General features: G+C 61.9%; 17 protein-coding genes. 3 read left to right on the top strand and 14 right to left on the bottom strand.

Going from position 1 to position 24,211, the window contains the following annotated elements; all coding sequences use genetic code 11:
* The first annotated feature begins 134 nt into the window (after window positions 1–134).
* Window positions 135–1,664: an FAD-dependent oxidoreductase gene (locus ACM6IT_RS13565; protein ID WP_056726978.1), complete on the top strand. Its 1,530-nt coding sequence runs from the start codon at window positions 135–137 to the stop codon at window positions 1,662–1,664.
* 70 nt (window positions 1,665–1,734) lie between these two features.
* On the opposite strand, the gene ACM6IT_RS13560 is transcribed toward ACM6IT_RS13565, so the two are convergent.
* The 11 genes from ACM6IT_RS13560 to ACM6IT_RS13510 all read right to left on the bottom strand — a co-directional run bounded on the left by ACM6IT_RS13560 (window position 1,735) and on the right by ACM6IT_RS13510 (window position 10,849).
* Complete coding sequence (locus ACM6IT_RS13560) at window positions 1,735–3,240, bottom strand: YdgA family protein (protein ID WP_414918173.1); 1,506 nt, start codon at window positions 3,238–3,240, stop codon at window positions 1,735–1,737.
* A gap of 280 nt (window positions 3,241–3,520) precedes the next feature.
* Complete coding sequence (locus ACM6IT_RS13555; RefSeq protein WP_056726980.1) at window positions 3,521–4,156, bottom strand: hypothetical protein; 636 nt, start codon at window positions 4,154–4,156, stop codon at window positions 3,521–3,523.
* Between the two features lie 93 nt (window positions 4,157–4,249).
* Complete coding sequence (locus tag ACM6IT_RS13550) at window positions 4,250–5,698, bottom strand: efflux transporter outer membrane subunit (RefSeq protein WP_414918172.1); 1,449 nt, start codon at window positions 5,696–5,698, stop codon at window positions 4,250–4,252.
* Window positions 5,695–6,582, bottom strand: coding sequence for an HlyD family secretion protein (locus tag ACM6IT_RS13545; RefSeq protein WP_223541566.1), 888 nt, complete (start codon window positions 6,580–6,582; stop codon window positions 5,695–5,697). The genes ACM6IT_RS13550 and ACM6IT_RS13545 overlap by 4 nt, the downstream gene beginning before the upstream one ends.
* Window positions 6,579–6,788, bottom strand: coding sequence for a DUF1656 domain-containing protein (locus tag ACM6IT_RS13540; RefSeq protein WP_056726983.1), 210 nt, complete (start codon window positions 6,786–6,788; stop codon window positions 6,579–6,581). The genes ACM6IT_RS13545 and ACM6IT_RS13540 overlap by 4 nt, the downstream gene beginning before the upstream one ends.
* On the bottom strand, window positions 6,785–8,857 hold the full coding sequence (locus tag ACM6IT_RS13535) for an FUSC family protein (protein WP_414918171.1): 2,073 nt from the start codon (window positions 8,855–8,857) through the stop codon (window positions 6,785–6,787). Before ACM6IT_RS13535 ends, ACM6IT_RS13540 begins: the two co-directional genes overlap by 4 nt.
* Entirely contained in the window at window positions 8,854–9,282 is a 429-nt protein-coding gene (locus ACM6IT_RS13530) for a MarR family winged helix-turn-helix transcriptional regulator (protein WP_414918170.1), read from the bottom strand. Before ACM6IT_RS13530 ends, ACM6IT_RS13535 begins: the two co-directional genes overlap by 4 nt.
* A 132-nt stretch (window positions 9,283–9,414) precedes the next feature.
* Window positions 9,415–9,696 carry a type II toxin-antitoxin system RelE family toxin gene (locus ACM6IT_RS13525; protein ID WP_414918169.1) on the bottom strand — a complete coding sequence of 94 codons (282 nt, stop codon included), beginning with the start codon at window positions 9,694–9,696 and terminating at the stop codon, window positions 9,415–9,417.
* Window positions 9,686–9,931 carry a type II toxin-antitoxin system prevent-host-death family antitoxin gene (locus ACM6IT_RS13520; protein ID WP_046040690.1) on the bottom strand — a complete coding sequence of 82 codons (246 nt, stop codon included), beginning with the start codon at window positions 9,929–9,931 and terminating at the stop codon, window positions 9,686–9,688. Before ACM6IT_RS13520 ends, ACM6IT_RS13525 begins: the two co-directional genes overlap by 11 nt.
* An 81-nt stretch (window positions 9,932–10,012) precedes the next feature.
* Window positions 10,013–10,258, bottom strand: a complete 246-nt coding sequence (locus ACM6IT_RS13515) for a DUF2789 domain-containing protein (protein WP_015092958.1) — start codon at window positions 10,256–10,258, stop codon at window positions 10,013–10,015.
* Between the two features lie 129 nt (window positions 10,259–10,387).
* Window positions 10,388–10,849, bottom strand: coding sequence for an aminoacyl-tRNA deacylase (locus ACM6IT_RS13510; protein WP_007975646.1), 462 nt, complete (start codon window positions 10,847–10,849; stop codon window positions 10,388–10,390).
* Window positions 10,850–11,048: 199 nt separating this feature from the next.
* Here ACM6IT_RS13510 and ACM6IT_RS13505 point away from each other — a divergent pair, with 199 nt between their 5' ends.
* Both ACM6IT_RS13505 and ACM6IT_RS13500 read left to right on the top strand, forming a co-directional pair.
* Window positions 11,049–11,582, top strand: a complete 534-nt coding sequence (locus ACM6IT_RS13505) for an NfeD family protein (protein ID WP_056726989.1) — start codon at window positions 11,049–11,051, stop codon at window positions 11,580–11,582.
* Between the two features lie 2 nt (window positions 11,583–11,584).
* The gene (locus tag ACM6IT_RS13500; RefSeq protein WP_056726990.1) at window positions 11,585–12,343 is read left to right on the top strand and encodes a slipin family protein; all 759 of its coding nucleotides are present in this window, start codon (window positions 11,585–11,587) and stop codon (window positions 12,341–12,343) included.
* Window positions 12,344–12,355: 12 nt separating this feature from the next.
* Here ACM6IT_RS13500 and cysC read toward each other — a convergent pair whose 3' ends face one another.
* Genes cysC through ACM6IT_RS13485 form a run of 3 tightly spaced genes read right to left on the bottom strand, consistent with a single transcriptional unit; the run spans window position 12,356 to window position 24,151 of the window.
* Window positions 12,356–12,961 (bottom strand): adenylyl-sulfate kinase, encoded by a 606-nt coding sequence (cysC, locus tag ACM6IT_RS13495; protein WP_056726991.1) that lies wholly within the window; start codon window positions 12,959–12,961, stop codon window positions 12,356–12,358.
* Window positions 12,945–14,459 carry a TolC family protein gene (locus tag ACM6IT_RS13490; protein WP_409079069.1) on the bottom strand — a complete coding sequence of 505 codons (1,515 nt, stop codon included), beginning with the start codon at window positions 14,457–14,459 and terminating at the stop codon, window positions 12,945–12,947. Before ACM6IT_RS13490 ends, cysC begins: the two co-directional genes overlap by 17 nt.
* A 44-nt stretch (window positions 14,460–14,503) precedes the next feature.
* Window positions 14,504–24,151, bottom strand: a complete 9,648-nt coding sequence (locus tag ACM6IT_RS13485; RefSeq protein ID WP_414918314.1) for an Ig-like domain-containing protein — start codon at window positions 24,149–24,151, stop codon at window positions 14,504–14,506.
* Window positions 24,152–24,211: the final 60 nt, after the last annotated feature.

Here is a 24,211-nt window from a genome sequence, read left to right as displayed (position 1 = left end):
AGCACCTTGTGCGTGTTGGGCCGTCGTCGGCGTGCAAACTATAGCCGGACCGTTCACGCCGTGGCAGGGGCAATTGGCTGAACCTCGCGATAAGTACCAGACTCATAAGTGAAACGTCTGACTGGAGAGCGATCATGACTCTGCATCGCGTTGCGCGTGTCGCCAATGTGCCCGAAGACCGGGGTCTGGAAGTGCAGGTCCTGGACAGCAAGATCCTGCTGTTGCGGGCCGGCGAACAACTGCGCGCTTATCAGGCCGAATGCCCGCACGCCGGAGCCCCGCTGGCGGACGGCGCGATATGCCACGGACGCCTGACGTGTCCATGGCACAAGGCGCAGTTCCGGATCGAGGATGGCGGGCTGTGTGAACCGCCAGCCCTGGACAGCCTCAAGCGCTATCCCCTCGAAGTCCGTGACGGCGATATCTGGGTCGGCGACCAGCCGATGTCGGGTGGCCACGCGCCACCGGCCGACGATCCACGAACCTTCATCATTGTCGGCGCTGGCGCGGCAGGCACGGCAGCGGCAGCGTGTTTGCGCGAGAAAGGTTTCGGCGGCCGACTGTTGTTGATCGACCGCGAAGCCGATTCCGGATACGACCGCACCGCGCTGAGCAAATACGTGATCGCCGGGGAGATGCCGCTGGACGAAGTCCCGCCGCTGCGTGACGAGGATTTTTACCGCAAGCAGCGGATCGAGCGCCTGCGAGGCGAAGTGGCAAGCCTGGATGCGCCAAACCGGACGCTGCGGCTGACTGACGGCCAATCACTGACCTACGACGCCGCGCTACTGGCCACCGGCGGCGTACCCAATCCGCTGACGCTGCCGGGCGCCGACCTGCCGCAAGTGTTCGTCCTGCGCTCCAAAGCCCATGCGCAGCAGATTCTCGACAGCGCCAGCGCCGGCCAGCGGGTGGTGATCATCGGCGACAGTTTCATTGCCATGGAGTCCGCCTCGTCCCTGCGCCAGCTTGGCCTGCACGTGACCGTGCTGGCCCGTCACGAAGTGCCGTTTGCCAAACAGTTCGGTGACACGGTCGGCAAGGCCATTCGCGCACGACATGAAGCCCATGGCGTCGTGTTTCATACCCAGGGCAATGCGGTACAGATCGAAGGGACGGACAAGGTCGAGGCCGTGCGCCTGGATAATGGCGAACACTTGGCGGCCGATCTGGTGCTGGTCGGTATTGGCGTCACGCCAGCCACTGCGGCCTTTACCGGATTGCCAACGGAGCAAGACCAGTCGCTGCGTGTCGACGGCGCAATGCGCGTGGCCGACGGCCTCTGGGCGGCTGGCGATATCGCCACGTTCCCGCTGAACAACCAATACCTGCGCATCGAACACTGGCGACTGGCCCAACAGCAGGCACGGATCGCCGCGGCCAATATGCTGGGCGGTGACGAGCACTACCTCGACGTGCCGTTTTTCTGGACCTGGCATTTCGGTAAAACCTACGACTACCTCGGCCACGCCCAGGCTTGGGACGAAGTCGAGTTCAAGGGCGACCCTTACGATCCGCCGTTCATAGGCCTGTTCGGAAAAAACGGCGTGGTGTCGGCGGCGGTAGCCTGCGAGATGGACCGGGCCATGGCGATGCTCGCCGAGCGGATGAAACAACCGTTGCCTTGGGAAGAGGCTTGGCGCCTGATCCGTGACGTCCCCTAGGGGCCTGACCGCAAAACTCCCGGCGCCTGCGCGATGCAGAGGCCGGGCGTTGCAGGGTTAGCAGCCGCCGTTATTCGGTGGCACTGGTATCTGCGAACTTGCTCATTACAAAACTGGCGAACTCTTCAACGGTCATTTTCTGGCCGTTGAAGTCCACCTGATTGTTGGCGTAACGCAAGTTGGTGACGATGTTGTTGCCGTCCAGTTTTGCCAGTTGGCTGCCGACCGCCATGCTGCTGAACATGTCCGCGGTGGCGGTGGCCTGGTCGGCAATCAGCTTGGCGTCGGTCTGACCGTCGATTTGCGATTGCACGGTGAGCACATCGACCAGCATGGCTTTGGACACTTGCAGATTGAAGTCGAGCAGCGCAATCAGCTGTCTGACCAGTTGATCGGTCGGCAGATCAATGGTCTGTGGCTTGGTCAGGTCGAGCACCATGTTGGCGCGGCTCTCACCGTTGGCGGTGTTGAACGACAGGTTTTCCAGGGCCACTTGTGGTCCGGCCGCCAGCAGTTTTTCCAGGCTGGACTTGAGCAGCGCCTCTTCGGCTTCGGTCAGTTTCAGCTCTGGCGCCGGCAGGCCGGCCGCTGTTGCTTCGGCCGCCGCCCTTTCATACGGCTGCAGCTTGCTCTGGTAAACCTGCATCAACGACAGGGTCGCCGGAATGTCGAGGTTCTTCAGGCTCATGGCCAGTGCACCGGAACCGATGGTCTTGCCGTTGAAGGACACGTCGCCGACCTTGTAGTCGGCACGTCCGGAGACGTTGCTGCCCTTTTCTTCAGTCAGGTTCTTCATTTCGAACTTCTTGAAGTCCAGCACCGACTGCTTGACGCCGAAGGTCGATTTGCCGCTGGCCAGTTCAACGACGTTCTCGCCGGTGTAGAAACCGTAGGTACTTTTTGTCAGGTTGCTGGCCAGGGTCAGGCCGTTCAACTCAACCTGCACCGGCGCCTGGTCTTCGGAAACGGTGGTCACCTTCAGGCTGTCCATGTAGCCGTTGGCCTTGACCTTCTGCGCCTTGGCGCTGGCATCGATGTCCATGCTCAAGCCAGAGAATTTCATGCTCGACTTGTCATCCAGGGCCATTTCCAGCGGCCGCAACTCGAAGGTGCCATTGGTAGCGTTGTCATAGCCGATATTGACCACGCCGCTCAGCGGGGACTTGCCCTTGGCGGCGGCAAACCACTTCTCGGTGTACGGGGTCTTTTCCAGCTCGTAGTGACTGGTCGCCAGGACCGGCAGCCACTTGAGCGACATCAGGCGCGAGAACGGCAACGGGCCGTGTTCGATGTGATCGACAAACAGCAACTCGACCGGCGCTTCGCCGAACATTTCGCCTTCGCCCTTGAGGCGATAGTGCGCGGTGCTGCTGAATACATGACGCTCCAGCGACACCAGTTCCAGGGACGCAGTGCCGTTGGAACCGACCATCGCCGCCTGCAATTCCTTGTTGGCATCGGCAATCGAGGTGTTCAGTACACCTTCGATTTTGGTGCCGGTGAACCAGGCTCCGCCTGCGCTGATGGCACCGATCGCGACAACAATTCCCAGTAGCAAGCCTGCTGATTTATTCATGTATGACCCGTTCAATGTCCGTTGTTGAAAGTGAGGTCGTCTTCCCTGAACCCATGACGGGTTGCGGCTCGACAGCGCTGAAAGTGAGTTGCAGATTAGCACCGGGTGCGACGAACGGCCCAATGTTTAAAGGTGAAAGAGTGTCTTGGGGTGGTCACACGGCTGGAGATATTCACAGTCAATGCAATCGCCTTCGCGAGCAAGCCCGCTCCCACCGGTATGGCGTAATCCCTGTGGGAGCGGGCTTGCTCGCGAAGGCGGCATAACAGCCACCACAAAATCAGGAATACTGGACCTCGATTTCATCCAGTTGATGATCAAAACTTTTGAGCCTTGCAGTCCAGGTGTACACCAGCACTTCGAAGTCGCGGTTGATCACCGCCCCGCCGGTCACTTCCGTGCGCGTGTCGCAGACATCCAGTTGATAGCGTTCACGGGCCATGGCCGTGGCGACATCCGCCAGCTCCCGGGCATTGCTGAGCCAGTGCCGACCGTCGTCAGCCACTTGTCGGTCCAGCGCCAGGCACTGTTTTTTCAGGCTCTCAAGGCTTTTTTCCAGCGGCGTGCCGGTCAATTCGCCCATGACTTCCTGAAAGGTGCGCCCCGGTTGCCAGTAACTGCCCCAGAAATAACGGTCGAACACCGTTTCGACACGACGCAGCGCCACCTTGGTGTCCCAGATCAGGACCAGGGTCTTGCCTTGTTCGAGTTGTCTTTTCTTGGTGCGTTGATTCTGGACCGAGGCCCAGGCTACCACCGCAATGGACATCACCGCGATCAGTGCGGCGGCACTGTCGAGGAACGCCAGAGCCTTGTCGATCTGGAGGGCCAGCATGATGCCGTAGAAATAGGTGGCCGACAGCAGCACCAACGCCACGATGGCGCACCAGAAGCCGAGAGCATAAGGGTTTTTCATTATTGGTTTCCCCCTGACCTGCGCGAGCCTTGTGCGAAGAAAGGGCGCTTTGTACGGGGCGCCCCTCCAACACTTCAAAGCATAGCAACGGCCTCAGGGTTTGCCGGAGTTCGACGCTTGCGTTCGTCCGCTTTCCCAGCCGCCGCCCAAGGCGAGGAACAAATCGATCTGACTGGCGGCAACCTGGGTGTTCGCGGCAGCCAGTTGCGCCGTGACATCGATGTAGGTGCGGGTGGCCTGCAGGTCGGCCAGGAACGAGGCGCGGCCGGCCTGGAAGAAGCGGTGGGTCTGGTCAGACGCCAGTTTTGCCGATTGCTCGGCATCGGCCAGTGCGTCGCGACGTTGCAGCAATGCCGTGTACTGGGCCAGGCCGGTCTGAGTCTCGCGAATGGCGTTGAGCACTACCCCATCGAAATGTGCCAGGGTCGCCTGGGTCACCGCTTCGGCTTCGCGGATGCGCGCACGGGCGCCGTTGGTCGGCACGTTCCAGGTCAGCGACGGACCGAAGCCCCAGCGGTTGGTAGACGGGTCGCCGAGATCGTCCAGGATACCGACGGTACCGATGGTCGCGCCGATGCTGATGTTCGGGTACAGCTCGCCCGTGGCGACGCCAATACCGGCCGTCGCGGCCGCCAGCCGACGCTCGGCCTGCCGTACATCGGGACGACGCTTGAGCAATGCGGCGCCATCGCCCACCGGAATCAATTGCGCGATTTTCGGCAGCTCGTCGCAGGTGGCGGTGCCGGCCGGCAGTTGGTCCACCGGTTTGGCCAGCAACATCGACAAGCGATACAGCCCGGCCTGACGTGCGGCCTCATAGCGCGGCATGTCGGCGCGCAGGGATTTGAATTGGGTCTGCGAGCGGGTGACCTGGGTTTCGTCGCCGCGCCCGGCATCGCGCAGGCGCTGGATCAGCGTGGTGCTCTGGGCTTGCAGGTCGAGGGAATGCTGGGCAATTTCCCGCTCTTCATTGGCCGCGCACACCTGGGTGTAGGCGCGAACCACGTCGGCCACCACGGTGATGCGTGCGGTATCGGCGGCGGCCTGCGTCGCATCGGCATTGGCCTTGGCCGCTTCGATGCCGCGCTGCAGGGTACCGAACAGATCGAACTGGTACGACGCGCTGATACCGATATCGCCGATGTTCGCCACCGGCACTTTTTCCGGCAGCAGGAACGCCTGGCCAGACTCCTGCAAGCGCTGGGCGCCCATCTGTACGCCGGCGCTCCAGCCTCCCGCCGCTTCGGCCTCATCGACCTGAGCGCGAGACCGCGACAGGCTGGCCGCCGCCACACGCAAATCGGTGTTGGAGGCCATGGCCTGCTGCACCAGCTGGTCGAGTCGCGGATCCTTGTACAGGCGCCACCAGTCGGCCGGCACCGGTGCGGAAACCACCGTTTTACCGTCTACCGCCAGATCGCCCTGCAAGTCTGGACGATGGACAGCCGCTTCTTCAGGCAAATGATAATCCGGCCCGACCATCTGACACGCCGACAGCAGCAGGCCTAATCCGGCGACCGCCAAACCCGAGGCCTTGCTCATTGCGCCGGCTCCCGTTTCTGATCGTCGATGATCGATACCGTGGCGGTGCGCCCGGCGATCATGCGGAAATCTTCCGGCACGTCATCGAAAGCGATGCGCACCGGAATCCGCTGGGCCAGCCGCACCCAGCTGAAGGCCGGGTTGACGTTGGGCAGCAGGTTGTTGCCGCTGGTACGGTCGCGGTCTTCGATACCGGCGACGATGCTCTCCACATGCCCGCGCAGGCGCGCATTGTCGCCGATCACCCGGATGTCGACGCTTTGCCCGATATGGATGCCGTTCAGTTTGGTTTCTTCGAAATAACCATCGATATGGAACGAGTTGCTGTCGACCACCGACAACACCGGTCGCCCGGCGCTGACGAACTCTTGGGCCCGTGGCGCACGGTCGTTGACGTAGCCGTCCACCGGGCTGCGGATCACCGAGCGGTCGAGGTTGAGCTGTGCGCTGTCCACCGCCACCTGGGCTTCCATCAAGGCCACTTGGGCGCGGGCCACTTTCGACTGGCTTTCTTCCAGTTGTTCACCCGGCACCAGGTTGCCAAGCCCCTTGTTCCGCTTGGCCTCGCGCTGGGCCTGGGCCAGGGTTTCCTCGCGGTCGGCGACTGCCGCTTTCGCTTGGCGCAGGGCCAGCTTGAAGCGGTCCGGATCGATGCTGAACAGCACTTGGCCGCGCTTGACCAACTGGTTGTCGCGCACCTCCACTTGCTGGATCAGCCCGGAGACATCCGGCGCGATTTGCACGATGTCGGCACGGATGTGCCCGTCGCGGGTCCAGGGCGCGAACATGTAATACATCACCATGCGCCAGACCACGACAACGGCGAAGCTCACGATCAGCAGGGTCAACACCACGCGACCCAGGGTTAAAAACGGTTTTTTCATGTCATCAGGTATCGACTGAGTGAGTCCACCGCGCCAAGCAGCAAGGCGTAGAGGGCCACGTTGAACAATGCCCGGTGCCAGACCAGACGGTAAAAGTGCAGGCGCGCCAGCACCCCGTGCACCAACAGGTACAACACATAAGTAATGCCCATCAGCACCAGCAGCGTGGGCAGGAACACCCCGCTCAGATCCAGGTCACCGATCATAAAGGCGCTCCATCAATGCCATGGGGAAGCGGTTCTTCGGACTCGGCGGAGCCGACGAACTCGACGCCGGGCAACAGTGCCAGGCGCAGGCCGCTCAGGGCGTGCAGCAGATGCCGACGGGTCTCATCATCGCCGGCACCGCTGAGAGCGCGGCGCGTGCGGTCGAGGGTCATCAGCAACGGACTCGGTGCCTGCAAGCGCTCACCAGCCTTGAGACAGGCCTTGAAGTACTCGCCCACCTCGGCCACCACCTGGCGCAACAGCACCTGCGGCACACCAAGGACCCGCGGCGTATAGGCGAGCAGATCCAACAGGTTCAACGCCACCCGCACTTCCCGCAGCGCCACGCCGGAGTCCTGGCCGGTCATGGCCAGGCGCGGCAGATGCTGCATCAGCCGATCGAGCATCCGTATGCCCAGAAGCCGATGCTCGGACAAGGTGGCCGACTCGGAGAGGCTGACGATGTCACGCCAGCTGAAACGGGTCAGGCGCTTGGCCGCCAACTCCGCACCGAACGGCCGGGCGATCAGGGTCCAGATGAACGCGAACAGCAGCCCCATGGGGCCGGCCAGGTTGGAGTTGGCGAAACTGAGGAAGTCCGCGTCGTAAGCGCCCTGAATACTGATGAAGGACGAGGTGTTGACCAGGGTCAGCAGCATGCCCAGGTAAAACTGCGGCTTGACCGTCAGGGTGCCGACGCAAATGAACGGTACGGCAAACGCCAGCACCAGCATCGGAAAGTCGTGCAGGTTGGGCAGCACCAGAAACAGATAGAGGCTGGCGAACACCACCGACATCGCCGTCCAGAAAAAGAACCGGTAAATCTGCGGCGCCGGGTCGTCCATCGAGGCAAAGAAACTGCAAGCCACCGCTGCCAGGATCACCGCGCTGCCGCCATCGGTCCAGCCGAGCAGAATCCACAATACCGAGGCGACAATGATTGCCGTAACGGTCGATGCAGCGGAATAAAACATCAGGCCGCGATCCAGGAACGGCGATAGCCGCCCCAGCCGCCAGTGCCGATACACCGCGCGCCAGCTGTCCTGGCTTTCGCACTGGATGGCGTACTGCAGACTGCGACAGTCCTGCCACAAATCGATCCACTCGCCGAGACGGTAAATGGCGTTGGAGAAAAGCAGTTGCTTGCGCTCATCCAGCGCTTCGGGAGCCGGTTGCAGGGCCTCGAGTTGAGCCTTCAGGGCTTGCCAGCGGTCGAGATCGGCATCCTTGTGTTCGAGCCATTCGGTGGTGGCGGCCAGCAAGGGTGCGAACTTGTCCACAAGTTCCGGGGTGCGCCGTTCCAGGGCGTAAAGCGCGTCGTCGAGGGCATCGATCACTGGCAGCAGGTGAATCATCCGACCACGCAATTCCTTGGTATTGCGCACGGTCTGCGGTCGCGAGCCTTCGTGGGGCAACTGACCGATCATCAATTCCAGGGAGTTGAACGTGGCGACCATCGATGCGCGCAGCGCGCTGACTTCTTCAGGCTGCACGTTGCGGCTAAGGAAGCGCAGGCTGTAGGTCGACGCATCGGTAAACCATTTGCTCACCGAATCATTGAACACCGGCGCCAGGCGCCGGGGCCAGAACATCGCGCCGACCACCGCCGCCACGGCGATGCCGAGAAAGATTTCTTCGGTCCGTGCCTCGGCCACGTCCCATACCCCCAGCGGGTTGTTCACCACCGGCAGGGCAATCAACGGCAAGGTGTAGCCGGCGAGCATCAAGGCGTAGTTGTTGGCGGTGCGCAAATGCAGGGACAGAAACAGCAGCGTCCCGGTCCACAGCGCAATCACCACCACCAGCACGTAGGGGCTCTGCACGAACATCGGCACGAACAGAACCGCCGCCGCAGCGCCGACAAAGGTGCCAATCGCCCGGTATAGCGCCTTGGAACTGGTAGGGCCGAGAAACGGGCTGGAAACGATGTACACCGTGGCCATCGCCCAGTACGGACGCGGCATTTGCATGAGCAGGGCGATGTACAGCGCGATCATTGATGCGGCGAAGGTGCGGACTCCGTAGAACCAGTCCCGCGCCGGGGGCATGCCAGAGAAAAATCCGTTCAAGGGTTCGCCACCGATGGCGGCGTGGCCGCTTCAAATGCTCTCAGTACCCGCAGCGTAGCCTCCAGATCACTCTGGTCAATGCCTTCAAGGACTTCGTGGCGCAAGCGCACCAGCTTCACTTCGACCGCCTGCACCAGCTCCCGACCGGTTTCGGTCAGGCTCAGGCATTTGGCGCGGCGGTCCTGTGCATCTTCGGTGCGGCAGACGTAGCCGCCATGGCACAACTGATCGAGCAGGCGCACCAGCGACGGGCTCTCCATCCCTGCTGCCTGGGCCACCGTCACCTGACGCACACCCTCGCCCAGACGCCCGATCATCAACAGCGGAACGGCACAGGCTTCGGAGATTCCATAGTTGGCCAGCGTGGTCTGGCAGATTTTGCGCCAATGCCTGGCGGCCACCACCATGGCGCTGCTGATGTTCATCTGGAGAACGTCGAGGTTATTCGGCACGAGGGACAACACACACTGTTAGTTTGCTAACTATCAATATTGCATTGAGAGGGATTTTCCGTCAAGTTTTGAAACAAATACGTAACAGCGACCTGCCGAGAGCCATCAACGTTTCCTGGCACGCTCATACACTTGACTGCGTTCGCGCTTTCCTACTGCAACGACAGAAACGACGATGCGCTCATCTATCACCTCGTAGACGAGTCGATACCCCGATGACTTCAACTTGATTTTGTAGCAGTCGGGCATGCCATGGAGTGAGTCGGAAGGGATTCGAGGCATTTCGAGCCGCTCTGCCAACTTCTTTTTGAATTGCTCACGTAGCGTGTGCCCCAGCTTGTCCCATTCTTTGCGTGCAGATGGCAGAAATTCGAGCTTATAAGTCATCCAGCGTTACCGGGATCGGTGTTTCATGACGACGAGAACGCACGATTTCCGCCAATTCCAAATCATCCAGGCGCTCCATCATGGCTTCGAACACATCGGCAGGGACCATATACCCCATGACGCGATTGTGATTGAGCACTGCGACGGGCCCTCCATGGGCGCCATTCAAAACGGCAGAGGGGTTTTTCTTTAGTTCAGACACGCTGACAGCCATATCAGCCAAAACACTTTGCATAATTAAGACCTCAAATAAGGTCTTAATTCTGGTCAATTGTTTTGATCAGAGCAACCGTTGCAGATCACCGCCTATCAGTTTTTACACCCCCCGCCCCTTCCTCAACATCACATCCAGCTGATCCACGACTTCCGCCCAATCCGCGTCATCGAGTATCTCCTCACGCAGTAGTTCGGCCTGGCTCGGGCTCCAGAAAAATGCATCCGCAAGGTGCAACTCCGGTTTGAGTGGTGAATGGGTGGCGATGAATTTATCAATGCTTTCGGCGTCGTCCGGCAGGCCGAGTTGCTTGAACAGGGAGGGAAGGTTGTGGGTTGGGCTTTCCATGTCTAGCTCCTGTGAACTGATTAAGGGACCGCTGCGCGGTCATCGCGAGCAAGCTCGCTCCCACAGGTTAATCGCAGTCCCGTGGGAGCGAGCTTGCTCGCGATGACGACAGCATTGACGAAACAAAACTCAATGACTCAACTCCCGCACCTCGGCATGCGGCACCATTTTCAGAAACTCGGGCATGTCCATGCGCACCAGGTTGACGTGGTTGCCGGCCTCCAGATAGATGTCTTTCTGCCGGGTCAGCAGCGGATCGATCACCACCTCCAACCCATAGGACTCACCCAGCGCCGGTACGGCACCGCGTTCGCAGTCATCGAACAGGTGCGCCAGGTTGCTTTCGCGGGAAACCTGCCACTCGCCGCTGCTGCGGACTTTGCTCAGGTCAAGGTGACGGCTGGCGGGCAGCACGGCCATCAGGTAATGCCCATGGTGATCGTCGAGGATCACCGATTTGGCCACCCGTTCGGCGGGAATACCTGCGACCCGCGCCGTTTCAAGGCTGCTGGCCGAGTGTGGGTGGCTGACGATGTCATATTCGCATTGAGCCTTTTCCAGGCTTCGCTGCACGGTTCTTGCCATACGCATGATGCACCTCGGTGTCCGCCATGATCGCTTGCGGACGATGATTAAAGCTTGGCTTGCGTAGTAAAAGTCTAGGCCCGTCAGCGCGATCCGGCGGGAAATCTGCCCATCGGATGTCGACGGCAGTTGAGCAAAATTCATAGCGGCCAAGGCTCAACTAAACTGTATACAGAGCCACTCCACGACTCTCCCGGAGGGTCAAGTGAACACGCGTTGCTGTGCAGTTGCGTTGCTGTTGGCGTTGAGCGGATCGGCCTGCGCCGCCGACACGGTTGTGGTGCTGCTGCCCAATCCCGTCGGGATCTGGTTGATCACCTTCGGCATCGCGTTCCTGATCGCCGAGGCGGCCCTGCCCAATTACGGTGTGATCGGCCTGGGCGGCATCGTGATGTTCGTGATCGGCGCGGTGATCCTGACCAATACCGATGTGCCCGTGCCACTGATGATCGGCCTGGGACTGGTCAGTGCACTGTTGCTGGTTTACCTGGTGTTTCATGCCCTGAAGACCCGACCGCGCCACACTGTCAGCGGTGATGCCGGGCTGGTCGGCAGCGAAACGCCGGTCACTTCAGTACAGCTCGGCAACGCCTGTGGCGGCTGGGTTCATCTGCAAGGAGAACAATGGCAAGTGCTCAGCGCAACGCCGCTGCACCCCGGGCAACGGGTGCGGGTGGTGGGGCGCCAGGGCTTGCTGCTGCAAGTGGCCGCGACTGACGCGGCGCCGGGCGGAGAATAGTCATGGGTTTGCAATTGGGTCTTGTCGCGCTGCTATTGTTGATCATCGCACTGGCGGGGTCGACGTTCCGCATCCTGCGCGAATACGAGCGCGGGGTGGTGTTCCAGCTCGGGCGCTTCTGGCAGGTCAAGGGCCCTGGCCTGATCCTGCTGATTCCGGTGGTCCAGCAAATGGTCCGGGTCGATTTGCGCACCGTGGTGCTGGACGTGCCGCCACAAGACGTGATCACCCGCGACAACGTGTCGGTCAAGGTCAACGCGGTGCTGTATTTCCGCGTACTCGATCCGCAGAAGGCAATCATTCAGGTCGAGGATTTCCTGGCTGCTACCAGCCAATTGGCGCAAACCACGCTGCGGGCAGTGCTGGGTAAACACGAACTGGACGAACTGCTGGCAGAACGCGAACGCTTGAACCTGGACATCCAGCAAGTACTCGACGCCCAGACCGACACCTGGGGCATCAAGGTCGCCAACGTCGAGATCAAGCACGTGGACCTCAACGAATCGATGATCCGCGCCATCGCCAGGCAGGCCGAGGCAGAACGGGAACGGCGAGCCAAGGTGATCCACGCCGAGGGTGAATTGCAGGCCTCGGAAAAGCTCATGCAGGCCGCCGAAATGCTCGGCCGACAACCGGGGGCCATGCAGTTGCGCTACATGCAGACCTTGAGTTCGATTGCCGGCGATAAGAGCTCGACCATTGTCTTTCCACTGCCGATCGAGCTGCTCAAGGGCATGGCGGATTTGTCGTCGAAAGCCTGAACGCCGACCGGTTCAGGACCTGGGCAACACTTCGGCTTCGCCAAGCCAGGTCAACAGTCGATCAAGGCAGGCCTCGATCGTTTGTACTCCGGTGTCGAGTACCAGCGCCGCATCAACCGGCGCCTGATACGGTGCGGACACCCCGGTAAACCCCATCAATTCGCCGCGCCTGGCGCGAGCATAGTGACCTTTTGGATCACGTTGCTCGCACACCGCCAGGGTCGCACTGCACCAGACTTCGCGATAATCGTCACCGAGCCGCCGGGCGAACACATCGCGCAGCTCCACCAGGGGCGCGATCATCGCCAGGATCACGATTTGTCCGTTCTCCACCAGCAACGCCGCCAGTTCGCTGGCGCGACGGATGTTTTCCTGACGATCGCTGTCGCTGAAGCCAAGGTCTTGGTTGAGCCCTACCCGCAACCCGTCACCATCGAGCACCACGCTCTGCAGCCCGCGTGCAAACAACTCGGCGTGCAGCGCTTGCGCGAGGGTCGACTTGCCCGCCGCCGGAAGACCGGTCAGCAGGATCGCCGCGCCGCGATGGCCGTTGCGTTGCTCGCGCCGGGCACGGCTGATGCTGGCGGTCGGGGGCTTCACATCAACGCGCTGGGGCATGGGCCACCGGAACCGTGATATCACCCGCCGCCCAAGCCGCTTCGCGGTTGGCCAGGGCCGTGGCGATGGACTGGACTTGCGTCGATTGCACCTGATCCGGCAGCGGATCGAGGCCGGCGCTGGCGAAAATTTGCCCGTAGGCGTTGCGCAGGTCGGCGTAGGACAGGTCACGACGCAGATCGGCCTGCAAGGTGTTGAGTTCGCCCTGGATCAGATCCAGCTCACCGATGCCGTCCGCCTGGTGACGATTGCGCAACTGACCGACGATTTGCCCGTCGATGTCCGACAATTGCTGATTGGTCTTGAACTGGCGCAACGCCTCGCGGTAATTGGCATTGGCCACATACAGCTGCGCCAGCACCGCAATCGACATCGCCTGACGGCGCGCGGTGGCGACTTCTTCACCAGCCTTGGCCACGTTGATCGCCGCGGGAGCCGAGATCACGTTAAACAGGTTCCAGGTGACTTTGACGCCGTAATCGGCCCAGCCTTGCTCCACCAGGAACGAGTTGCTGTCGTAATGTCCGCCGGCGGAGAACTCCAGGCCCGGCAGCAGGCGCAACATGGCTTTGCGGGTCTCGGCAGCGCTGATGCGGGCCTGATAATCCTGTTCGCGCAGTTCCGGGCGGCTGGTCAGGGCTTCCTGTTCGAGAGTGGCCAGATCGATCTTGAGCTCGGGAATCTCATAACCGTTATCGGTCGCCAGGGTCAGCTCGGTGCCCATCGGCAGGTTGATCAGGGTCGCCAGTTCGGTCTTCGCCAGAGACAAGGCACGGCGCTGCTCCTCCAGTTGGCGTGTCGCTTCGATCAGCGAACGCTGATAACCGAGGGCCTGCACCGGATCGCCAATGCGTTGCTGGCTCATGCTCTGGCTGTCGTTGCGCGCGGTTTCAACCCGCGCCATCAGGCTGTCGATCTGCGTGAGCAGGCGTTCGGCGGCCATCGCCCGCCAATACGCCGAGCGCACGTCCTGGACGATGGTGTTGATCACCTTGCGCCGACGTTCCTGAACGATCAGGCGCTGGTCACCCTGCTGCTTGGCGCTGATGTAACTGACACCAAAATCGAGCACGTTCCAGACCATCGTCAGGTCCGCTACATCACGGTCGCGGTCCTGGGAGGTCGAAGGTTCCAGGGACTGTGTGCCGGTGCGCACACTCTGGCTGCTGGAGGCGTTGACGTTGTTGCGGCCCACGTATCCGGCGTCCAGCGCCATGCGCGGCAACATGTCGAAACTGGCGAGGTCGAGCTGACGCTTGGCCAGGGCCTCCTCCATGATTTTCAACCGGCCTTCGAGGTTGTACTTCACCGCACGGGCCATGGCCTGGTGCAGGGTCAACGGGCCGGCAAGGGGCTCCTGCCCCTTGTACATGCTTTGCAGGTCACTTTTGGCCCGCTGCTCACTGACACTGCGTTCGATCGGCTCACTGGTGACGGCGCATCCGCTGATCGCCAGTGCCAGCAGACTGGCTCCAAACAACTTATGACTTCTATTCATCCTTGCATCGCCCCTGGGTGCCGCATCAAAAGTGAAAGTTCTTATCAGGCCTGCATTTCGCCGATGCCGGCCAGTTTCAAAGCGGCGGCCAGGTTGGCGACCTGCTGCTGCTCGTTGTCCTTGAGTTGTTGCAACTGCTGGCCCAGGGTCGGTGCGCCAAATACCCCGCGCAGCCCTTGGGAAACATCGCCGGACTTGATCGACTGACTGCCGAAGGCGTTCAACGAATCGCGCTCGCTGCTGCTGTCCTGATTGAACAGGCTCGACAGCGTGCTGGTGCTGAACACACCGCCGTCACCGCCACCGAAACCGAGGAAACCATGCCCCGAGCCATCGCCACCGCCGTCAGTGCTGCTGAAAACCTGCGCGATGAAACTCGGGGTCAATGCGCCGTGGTTCATGAAAATATCGCCCAACGGCCGGATACCGTTGCCGATCACCCGTTGTTCGAACAATGGCTGGAAGGTCAATGGTGAAGTGAGGTTGCCCGTCGGAGGCGTGAAAATGCTCGGTTGCAGCGGCACGTTGGGCACATCGGGCAGCGTCACCGGGGTGCTGCTTTGGAACTCGGGGTCTACCGTTACGACGACAACCGATGAGGTCGGCACCGTGTTGATGACAAAATTGTCGGACTGGCTCACGCCGCTGCCACTGTTGCCGGCCATGTCGCTGATACCGACGCGGTTGATGCTGATCGCGTTGCTGGCGATATTGACGTTGGCGGTCGGTGTCAGCATTGCGGTCCAGGTCTTGCCGCCGTCGCTGCTACTCAGGTCGGACAAGGTGCCGTTGGCAATACTGATGTCGGACAAATCAAAACCGCTGACCGCTTCGCTGAAGGTGATGGTCACCTGCGAGGTCTGGCCCACGCCCAGGTTCGGATTGGCGATCACCACGGTGGCGGTTGGCAGTTCGCTGTCGAGGGTGTAATTGTTCGACACCGCCACCGTGTTGCCAGTGTTGCCCACCAGATCCGTGACGTTGCGGGTGTCCAGGGCGATGAAGTTGCTTGGGTCGGTGACATTGGCCGTCGGCGTGAACGTCGCCGTCCAGGTCTTGCCGCCATCGCTGCTGCCGAGGTTGCTCAGGTCGCCATTGGTCACGCTCAAGTCGGACAGGTCGAAGTTGCTGACGGCCTCGCTGAAGGTGAAGGTCACCGTAGTGGTCTGGCCGATACCGAGGTTCGGGTTGGCAACCACGATACTCACCGTCGGCCGGGTCGCATCGAGCGCGTAGTTGTTGGAGATGGCGATACTGGCGCCGAAGTTGCCGACATTGTCCTGCACGCGACCGGTGTCGAGCACGATCAGGTTGGTTGCGTCGCTGACATTGGCGGTCGGCGTCAGGGTCGCGGTCCAGGTCACGCCGCCATCGCTGCTGCTCAGGTTCGACAACACGCCGTTGGCAACGCTGATGTCAGATACGTCGAAACCGCTCACCGCTTCACTGAAAGTGATGGTCACGGTGGTGGTTTCACCGATGCCGAGTTGCGTGTCGGCTACCACTATGGTCGCCGTCGGCAGCACGGTATCAATGGTGAAGCTGGCCGAGTTGCTGATGCCGGTTCCGGCATTGCCCGCGAGGTCGGACACCCCGGCGTTGCTCAAGCTGATCAGGTTGGTCGTGTCCTTCACGTTGGCGGTTGGCGTGAAGGTCGCGGTCCAGGTCACACCGCCGTCGCTGCTGCTCACGGCGCTCAATGTACCGTTGGGGATGGACAGGTCCGCGTTGGTGAAGCCGCTCACTGCCTCGGAGAACGTGATGGTTACCAGGGTCGATTCACCGGCCGCGAGCGTACCGTCGGCGACCATGATGGTCGCGGTCGGGCCTTGGGTGTCAATGGTGTAGGTATTGGAGTTGACCGTACCGCTGCCGGCATTGCCGGCCACATCCTGCACACCCGCCATGTTCAGCGCGATGGTGTTGCTGGTGTCGGTGAGATCGGCCGTCGGGGTAAGGGTGGCGGTCCAGGTGATCCCGCCGTCGCTGGAACTGACATTGCTCAGGATGCCGTTTGCGATGGTCAAGTCACTGTTGTCGAAACTGCTCACCGCTTCGCTGAAGGTGATGGTCACCAAAGAGGTTTCGCCGGTACTCAGCGCCGTGTCGGCAACCACGATGGTCGCGGTGGGCAGTGCGGTGTCGATGGCAAAACTGTTCGAGTCGGTGGTGCCCGACCCCGCGTTGCCCGAACCATTGGCCACGCCGCTATTGTCGAGCGTGATCAGGTTGCTGGCATCGGTAACGTCCGAGGTTGGCGTAAAGGTCGCCGTCCAGGTGATGCCGCCGTCGCTGCTGCTGACGTTGCTCAATGTACCGTTGGCGAGGGTCAGGTCGGCGTTGCTGAAACCGTTGACGGCCTCGCTGAAGGTGATGGTCACCAGGCTCGTTTCGCCGGCCTTGAGCGCCGTATCGACGATCACGATGCTGGCGGTTGGCACGCTGGTTTGCACCAGGTAATTCGCCGAGTTGGTCACCCCGTTCCCGGCGTTGCCTGCCGCGTCGGTGACACCGGTGTTGTCCAGAGTGATGAGGTTGCTGGTATCGGTAATGCTGGCGGTCGGCGTGAACGTCGCGGTCCAGGTAACGCCACCGTCGCTGCTGCTCAACCCGCTCAGGGTGCCGTTGGCGACGCTCAGATCTGAACTGTCCAGACCACTGACTGCTTCGTTGAAGCTGATGGTCACCAGGGTCGTTTCGCCGGGACGCAGGTCGGTGTCGGCCATGACAATGGTCGCGGTCGGGCGTTGACTGTCGATCGCGTAGTTGTTCGAGTCCGTGGTCCCGCTGCCGGCGTTGCCCGCCGCATCCTGAACACCGCTGTTATCGAGCCGAATGAGGTTGCTGGTGTCGGCGATACCCGTCAACGGTGTCAGGGTAGCCGTCCAGGTAATGCCTCCGTCGCTGCTGCTCACCGCACTCAAGGTGCCATTGTCGATGGTCAGGTCGGCATTGGTGAAACCGCTCACCGCCTCGGAGAAGGTGATGGTCACCAGCGTGGTTTCGCCGACACTCAGGGCATTGTCAGCGACCACTATGGTGGCGGTCGGGCGCTGGGTGTCGATGGCGTAGTTGTTGGAGTCGGTGGTGCCGCTGCCCGCGTTGCCCGAGGCGTTCTGCACGCCGCTGTTGTCCAGGATGATCAGGTTGGTGGCGTCGGTGATGTTGGCGGTCGGCGTGAAGGTTGCCGTCCAGGTGACGCCGCCATCGCTGCTGCTCACCGCGCTCAGGGCGCCGTTGGCGATGGTCAGGTCGGCGTTGCTGAAACCGCTCACTGCTTCGCTGAAGGTGATGGTCACCAGCGAGGACTCGCCGACGTTCAGGGCATTGTCGGCGACCACGATGGTGGCGGTCGGTAACACGGTGTCGATGGTGAAGTTGGCGGAGTTGCTCGTACCGCTGCCGGCGTTGCCTGCGAGGTCCGCGACTGCGCTGTTGTCCAGGATGATCAGGTTGGTCGTGTCGTTGACCGCGACGTTCGGCGTGAACGTCGCCGTCCAGGTGATGCCGCCGTCGCTGCTGCTGACCGCACTCAACGTACCATTGGGAACACTCAGATCGGCGTTGGTGAAACCGCTCACTGCCTCACTGAAGGTGATAGTCACCTGGGTCGTTTCACCGGCAATCAGGGTTGAATCGGCCATGACAATGGTCGCGGTCGGGCGTTGGCTGTCGACCGCGTAATTGTTCGAGTCCGTGGTTCCGCTGCCGACGTTGCCCGCCCCGTCGATCACACCGCTATTGTCCAGGGTGATCAGGTTGCTGGTGTCGGTGACGCCAACCGTCGGAGTAAATGTCGCGGTATATGTGATGTTATCGCTGGTGCTGAGATTGCTCAGAGTACCGTTGCTCACCGTCAGGTCGGCCAGGGAAAAGCCGGTTACCGCCTCGGAGAAGGTGATAGTCACCACCGAGGTTTCGCCCACCGCCAGCGCCGTGTCCGCGACCACGATGGTCGCCGTCGGGCGCACGGTGTCGATGGCGTAGTTGTTGGAATCGGTGGTGCCGCTGCCCGCGTTGCCCGAGATGTTCTGCACGCCGCTGTTGTCCAGGGTGATCAGGTTGTTTGCGTTGGTGATGTCGGCGGTCGGCGTGAAGGTTGCCGTCCAGGTGATGCCGCCATCACTGCTGCTCACTGCGCTCAGGGTGCCGTTGGCGATACTCAGGTCGGCGTTGCTGAAACCGCTCACGGCCTCGGAGAAGGTGATGGTCACCAGCGTGGTTTCGCCGACACTCAGGGCGTTATCGGCGACTACGATGGTGGCGGTCGGCAACACGGTGTCGATGGTGAAGTTGGCGGAATTGGTCGTACCGGTGCCGGCGTTGCCCGCCAGGTCGCTGACCCCGGCATTGTCCAGGGTGATCAGGTTGGTCGTGTCGTTGACATCGACGGTTGGCGTGAACGTCGCCGTCCAGGTGATGCCGCCGTCGCTGCTGCTCACCGCACTCAACGTGCCGTTGGGAACACTCAGATCCACGCTGCTGAAACCGCTCACCGCCTCGGAGAAGGTGATGGTCACCAGCGAGGTCTCACCCGCGCTCAGCGTCGTATCGGCCAGCACGATCGTGGCGGTCGGGCGCAGCGTGTCGATGGCATAGTTGTTGGAGTCGGTGGTGCCGCTGCCAGCGTTGCCCGCCAGATCGCTGACCCCGGTGTTGTTCAGGATGATCAGGTTGGTGGTGTCGTTGATGCTCGAGGACGGCGTGAAGGTTGCCGTCCAGGTGATACCGCCGTCACTGCTGCTGACGTTGCTCAATGTGCCGTTGGCGACGGTCAGGTCTGCGTTGGTGAAACCGCTCACCGCTTCACTGAAGGTGATCGTCACCAGTGAGGTTTCACCGATGGCCAGCGTATCGTCGACCACGACGATGTTCGCCGTCGGGCGCACGGTGTCGATGGCGTAGTTGTTGGAATCGGTGGTGCCGCTGCCCGCGTTGCCCGAGCCGTTTTGCACACCGCTGTTATCCAGAGTGATGACGTTGCTGGTGTCGGTGATGGCATTGGTCGGGGTGAATGTCGCGGTCCAGGTGATACCGCCATCGCTGCTGCTGACGATACTCAAGGTGCCATTGGCGATGCTCAGGTCGGCATTGGAGAAACCGCTGACGGCTTCGCTGAACGTGATGGTCACCAACGACGTTTCACCGAGTAGCAGCTCGGTGTCGGCCACCGCGATGGTGGCGGTCGGCAGCACGGTATCAATCGTGTAGTTGCCGGAGTTGGTGGTGCCGCTGCCTGTATTGCCGGCCACATCGGTCACGCCGGTATTGGCCAGGGTGATGACATTGCTCGAATCATTCACGCCGACGGTTGGGGTGAAGGTCGCGGTCCAGGTGATGCCGCCATCACTGCTGCTGACCGCGCTCAAAGTGCCGTTGGCGATGATCAGGTCGGCGTTGGTGAAACCGCTTACTGCTTCGGAGAAAGTAATGGTCACCAGCGAGGTTTCACCCGCGCTCAGCGTCGTATCGGCCAGCACGATCGTGGCGGTCGGGCGAACCGTGTCGATGGCATAGTTGTTGGAGTCGGTGGTGCCGCTGCCGGCGTTGCCCGCCAGGTCGCTGACCCCGGTGTTGTCCAGGGTGATCAGGTTGGTCGTGTCGCTGATGCTCGCCGAAGGCGTGAAGGTTGCGGTCCAGGTGATGCCGCCGTCGCTGCTGCTGACTGCGGTCAGCGTGCCGTTTGTGATGGTCAGATCCGCGTTGGTGAAACCGCTGACCGCTTCACTGAAGGTGATCGTCACCAGCGAGGTTTCGCCGATTCTCAGCGCCGTGTCCGCGACCACAATGGTGGCCGTCGGGCGCACGGTATCGATGGCGTAGTTGTTGGAGTCGGTGGTACCGCTGCCCACGTTACCGCTGGCGGCAGCCTGCACACCGGTATTGTCCAATGTGATCAGGTTGGTCGTATCGGTGATGCTGGCAGTCGGAGTGAAGGTGGCGGTCCAGGTGATACCGCCGTCGCTGCTGCTCACCGAGGTCAACGTGCCGTTGGCGATGGTCAGGTCGGCGTTGGTGAAACCGCTCACGGCCTGGTTGAAGGTGATGGTCACCAGCGACGTTTCACCAATTCTCAGCGCGGTGTCCGCCACCACAATCGTCGCGGTCGGCGGGGCAGTATCGATGGCGTAGTTGCCCGAGGAACTGATCCCGCTGCCGGTGTTGCCCGCCAGATCCGCCACGCCGGTGTTGGCCAGGCTGATGACGTTGGTCGCGCTGATGATACCTGCTGTCGGGGTAAACGTGGCGGTCCAGGTGATGCCGCCGTCGCTGCTGCTCACCGAGGTCAACGTGCCATTGGCGACGCTCAGGTCGGCGTTGGTGAAACCGGTCACCGCCTCGGAGAAGGTGATGGTCACCAGCGAGGTTTCGCCCGCTGTCAGTGTTGTATCGGCCAGCACAATGGTGGCGGTCGGGCGCACGGTGTCGATGGCGTAGTTGTTGGAATCGGTGGTGCCGCTGCCGGCGTTGCCCGACAGGTCGCTGACCCCGGTGTTGTCCAGGGTAATCAGGTTGGTCGTGTCGTTGATGCTCGCCGAAGGCGTGAAGGTGGCGGTCCAGGTGATGCCGCCGTTGCTGCTGCTCACCGCAGTCAACGTGCCGTTGGTGATGGTCAGATCCGCGTTGGTGAAACCGCTCACCGCTTCACTGAAGGTAATCGTCACCAGCGAGGTTTCGCCGATTCTCAGCGCCGTGTCCGCGACCACAATGGTCGCCGTCGGCCGCACGGTGTCGATGGCGTAGTTGTTGGAGTCGGTAGTGCCGCTGCCGGCGTTGCCCGCCAGATCAGCCACGCCGGTGTTGTCCAGGGTGATCAGGTTGGTCGTATCCGTGATGCTCGCCGACGGCGTGAAGGTCGCCGTCCAGGTGATGCCGCCGTCGCTGCTGCTCACCGAGGTCAAGGTGCCGTTGGTAATGGTCAGGTCGGCGTTGGTGAAACCGCTCACCGCCTCGGAGAAGGTGATGGTCACCAGTGAAGTTTCGCCGATTCTCAACGCAGTGTCCGCCACCACGATGGTCGCGGTTGGTCGGAGTGTATCGATGGCATAGTTGTTGGAATCGGTGGTGCCGCTGCCGGCGTTGCCCGAGAGGTCGCTGACCCCGGTGTTGTTCAGGGTGATCAGGTTGGTGGTGTCATTGATGCTCGCGTTCGGGGTGAACGTGGCGGTCCAGGTGATGCCGCCGTCGCTGCTGCTCACCGAAGTCAAGGTGCCGTTGGCAATCGTCAGGTCGGCGTTGGTGAAACCGCTGACCGCTTCGGAGAAGGTGATCGTTACCAGAGAGGTTTCGCCGATTCTCAGCGCCGTGTCCGTTACCACGATGGTGGCCGTTGGCCGCACGGTATCGATGGCGTAATTGTTCGAGTCGGTAGTGCCGCTGCCGGCGTTGCCCGACAGGTCGCTGACCCCGGTGTTGTCCAGAGTGATCACATTCGTGGTGTCAGTGATGCTGGCGGTCGGAGTGAAAGTCGCTGTCCAGGTGATGCCGCCATTGCTGCTGCTCACTGCGGTCAAGGTGCCGTTGGCAATCGTCAGGTCGGCGTTGGTGAAACCGCTGACCGCTTCGTTGAAGGTGATGGTCACCAGCGAGGTTTCGCCAACCTTGAGGGCGGTGTCGGTGAACACAATGCTGGCGGTTGGCCGCGCCGTATCGACCACGTAGTTATTGGAGTTGGTGGTACCGACGCCGGCGGTGCCCAGACCGTTGATCACCCCGGTGTTGTCCAGGGTAATGACGTTGCTCGTATCGGAAAGACTGGCGGTCGGCGTGAACGTTGCCGTCCAGGTGATGCCGCCATCGCCGCTGCTTACGGCCGTCAACGTGCCGTTGGCGATGGTCAGGTCCGCATTGGTGAAACCGGTCACAGCCTCGGAGAAGGTGATCGTCACCAAGGACGTTTCGCCGATGCTCAGTGTGGTGTCAGCGACCACAATGGTCGCGGTCGGCGGCGGCGAATACGCGGTGTCGAGTGTGCCGCCGTCGTTGTAGATAGTCGCGACAGCGGTTGGTGAGGTACCAGTTGTACCCCCGCCCAGCGCAGCGCCACCGGAACCGCTGCCCGCGGCATTACCGGCCAGGGCTGCAAAGTTGGCTGCGGTGATCAGCAGCGTCCCTTTGTTCCAGATCGCACCGACGCCCCTGCCGCCCACGCCGCCATCGGCGGGATTGGAGCTGGCTACACCACCACCGCCACCGCCACCACCGCCACCGCCGGCGCCAATGTTGTTGCTAATGGTCGACGTGCCGACGATGGTCATGGTGCCGCTGCTGGCGTTGTAGATTCCGCCTACCGCGTTGCCGCCAGTGCCACCCACCTTGTCCGTACCGGCGCCACCGCCACCGCCGCCAATGGAAATCGTGCCATTGGTGGCCGTCGCTCCGTTACCGCCGTTGCTGTAGTCGGCCACGCCAATACCACCCGCGCCGCCGGTTGAAGTACCGCCACGACCGCCCATGGTGGCATAACCACCGCCGTAACCACCGGCGCCACCGCCGCCCGCCTTGCCGTCGTAAATGCCGATGCCCAGCCCTACCGAACCGCCGCCGCCGCCGCCCTGGCCGCCCAAACCGCCGCCACCGCCACCGCCACCGCCATAATAAGAGCTCGTTACACCGCCACCACCGCCGCCACCGGAAGCGCCGTTGGAAGTCACGGTTACGTTTTTCAGGGTAAGAATACCGGCGTTGAAAATGCCACCGGCCATCGCGCCCGAGGCACCGTAGCCACCGTTGCCGCCCGTGCCCGACACCAGGCCCCTGGTGATCACCAGGCCATCGAGTGTCACGGTACTGCCAGATGCCACTTCAATCACTCGGGTCCTGTACTGACCATCGAGAATCACGTCAGCCGCGCCATCGTTGTTCAAGTCGCCATCAACGGTGATGTTCTTGTTGACCAGCAGTTCGGACGTCAGCTGCACCGTCATGCTGCTGTTAAAGGTGACTAGGTCACCGTTCTGCGCCGAGGCGATGGCGGCACGCAGTGAGCCGACGCCCGTATTGGCGTTGTTGGTGGCGGTCCAGGTGGCCAGGCCCCATTGGTAATCACTCATGGCTTGTGTCGACAGCACGTTGGCGCTTTCGATGTTGCCGGTGACGATTTCCAGATCCCAGTCGCCGCCCACACCGGTGCGGTTGCTCGAAGCCGCTACATCGCGGCCGGTCATTTGCGCCAGCGAATCGACAAAGCTCAAGCCACGCTCGCCTTCGGCGGTGTAGCAGCCGTAGATCAGGATGTCGCCGCCAGCGTTGATGTCCTTGCCGATTTGCGCCAGCACCGCGCCGCGGGCGGCGACGTTGTCGGCCGACAGATAGCTGTCGCCCAGCCACAGGTCGCCGGCGTTGCCGTGGGCGATGATCTGCACCGAGCTGACGCCCTGATGCTGATCGAGGTAGTCGGCGATCTGTTGCAGTCCATCCTTGCCCGCGTCCAGCTTCACGACCTGGGTCCCGGGGGCGACGCCCTGGAGCAGGCTGTCGGCTTCTTTCACCCGGGAGTCAACGAACACCACGCTCTGCCCCGGTACCGCAACGGGGCTGGCGGCCGGTGTGGCATCGGCCTGGCCGTGGGTGTCCTTGCTGGCCGTCGGGTGATCGGCGGTCGGTGCCTTGGCGGCATCTGCTGTGGAATGGCTATCGGCCTGGGCCGCGGTATCGGCCACCGTGGCGGCGACAGCGCCGTCGAACAGCATGCGCGGTTCAAGGGACATGATCATGGGCGCCGCTGGCGGCCGTTGGCCTTCGGTTGCCCG

Origin of the sequence: Pseudomonas sp. IT-P4 (assembly GCF_949767755.1) — a bacterium.
Taxonomy (GTDB): Bacteria; Pseudomonadota; Gammaproteobacteria; order Pseudomonadales; family Pseudomonadaceae; genus Aquipseudomonas; species Aquipseudomonas monachiensis.
The sequence above is the reverse complement of the archived record's forward strand: the minus strand, read 5'-3'. Positions and strand labels throughout refer to the sequence as shown.